The organism is Exiguobacterium sp. s70 (assembly GCF_018618315.1).
Lineage (GTDB): Bacteria > Bacillota > Bacilli > Exiguobacteriales > Exiguobacteriaceae > Exiguobacterium > Exiguobacterium chiriqhucha.
This window is the reverse complement of sequence record NZ_JACSLV010000016.1, coordinates 1-1,182: the sequence shown is the minus strand read 5'-3', so window position 1 is coordinate 1,182 and position 1,182 is coordinate 1. Positions and strand designations below refer to the sequence as shown.

General features: G+C 47.2%; 10 tRNA genes and 1 rRNA gene. All 11 read right to left on the bottom strand.

What is annotated here, in order from left to right:
• Nucleotides 1-101: 101 nt before the first annotated feature.
• Nucleotides 102-178 (bottom strand) — tRNA-Pro (locus tag KNP84_RS15130).
• Between the two features lie 7 nt (nucleotides 179-185).
• Nucleotides 186-262, bottom strand: a tRNA-Arg gene (locus KNP84_RS15125).
• A 5-nt stretch (nucleotides 263-267) separates the two neighbouring features.
• Nucleotides 268-352: transfer RNA gene (locus KNP84_RS15120), tRNA-Leu, on the bottom strand.
• Nucleotides 353-359: 7 nt separating this feature from the next.
• Nucleotides 360-434: transfer RNA gene (locus KNP84_RS15115), tRNA-Gly, on the bottom strand.
• Between the two features lie 21 nt (nucleotides 435-455).
• Nucleotides 456-536: transfer RNA gene (locus KNP84_RS15110), tRNA-Leu, on the bottom strand.
• Between the two features lie 35 nt (nucleotides 537-571).
• Nucleotides 572-647, bottom strand: a tRNA-Lys gene (locus KNP84_RS15105).
• A 16-nt stretch (nucleotides 648-663) separates the two neighbouring features.
• Nucleotides 664-739: transfer RNA gene (locus KNP84_RS15100), tRNA-His, on the bottom strand.
• Between the two features lie 11 nt (nucleotides 740-750).
• Nucleotides 751-826, bottom strand: a tRNA-Thr gene (locus KNP84_RS15095).
• Nucleotides 827-834: 8 nt separating this feature from the next.
• A tRNA-Phe gene (locus KNP84_RS15090) sits at nucleotides 835-910 on the bottom strand.
• A gap of 24 nt (nucleotides 911-934) precedes the next feature.
• Nucleotides 935-1,010, bottom strand: a tRNA-Asp gene (locus KNP84_RS15085).
• Nucleotides 1,011-1,093: 83 nt separating this feature from the next.
• A 5S ribosomal RNA gene (rrf, locus tag KNP84_RS15080) occupies nucleotides 1,094-1,182 on the bottom strand; the annotation flags it as partial.

The following is a 1,182-nucleotide window of genomic DNA, read 5'->3' as shown; positions in this document are numbered from 1 at the left end:
ATATAGCTCTTTAAAAATGACGAAGCTTGCGCTTCATTCAAAAATTGTAAATCATTTTTGCCTCATCGTTCAGTTTTCAAAGACCAAATTGAATTAAGAAATGGTCGGGAAGACAGGATTCGAACCTGCGACCCCTTGGTCCCAAACCAAGTGCTCTACCAAGCTGAGCTACTTCCCGTTATAAATGGTGCACCCTGAGAGATTCGAACTCCCGGCCTTTAGATTCGTAGTCTAACGCTCTATCCAGCTGAGCTAAGGGTGCATTAATGCGGTCGAGAGGACTTGAACCTCCACGGTGTTAACCACCACTAGGCCCTCAACCTAGCGCGTCTACCGATTCCGCCACGACCGCATATAATTGGAGCGGAAGACGGGATTCGAACCCGCGACCCCGACCTTGGCAAGGTCGTATTCTACCACTGAACTACTTCCGCAATATAAAATTAGATTAGAGATGCGGGTGAAGGGACTCGAACCCCCACGTCAAAGACACTAGATCCTAAGTCTAGCGCGTCTACCAATTCCGCCACACCCGCATATAAAGTATTTAAGTATAGAAATTAATGAGAAATGGTGAGCCATGCAGGGCTCGAACCTGCGACCCTCTGATTAAAAGTCAGATGCTCTACCAACTGAGCTAATGGCTCATTAATTTTTAAAAAATGGGGCGGCTGAAGGGAATTGAACCCTCGAATGCCGGAATCACAATCCGGTGCGTTAACCACTTCGCCACAACCGCCATGAGAAAAATGGTGCCGGCGAAAGGATTCGAACCCTCGACCCTCTGATTACAAGTCAGATGCTCTACCAACTGAGCTACACCGGCGCTGTAAATGGTGGCTTTGGACGGAATCGAACCGCCGACACAAGGATTTTCAGTCCTTTGCTCTACCAACTGAGCTACAAAGCCAACTTATTAAATTAAATAAAAAAATGGCGGTCCCGACGGGATTCGAACCCGCGATCTTCTGCGTGACAGGCAGACATGTTAACCACTACACCACGGGACCGTTTTAAATAATTACTGTATCGACTTTACCTATTTTAAGTCTCCTCAAGAAGAAAGTCAATAATTTTTTCAAAAAAATAAACAGCCTGGCAGCGTCCTATCCTCACAGGGGGAGACCCCCAACTACTTTCGGCGCTGAAGCGCTTAACTTCCGTGTTCGGCATGGGAACGGG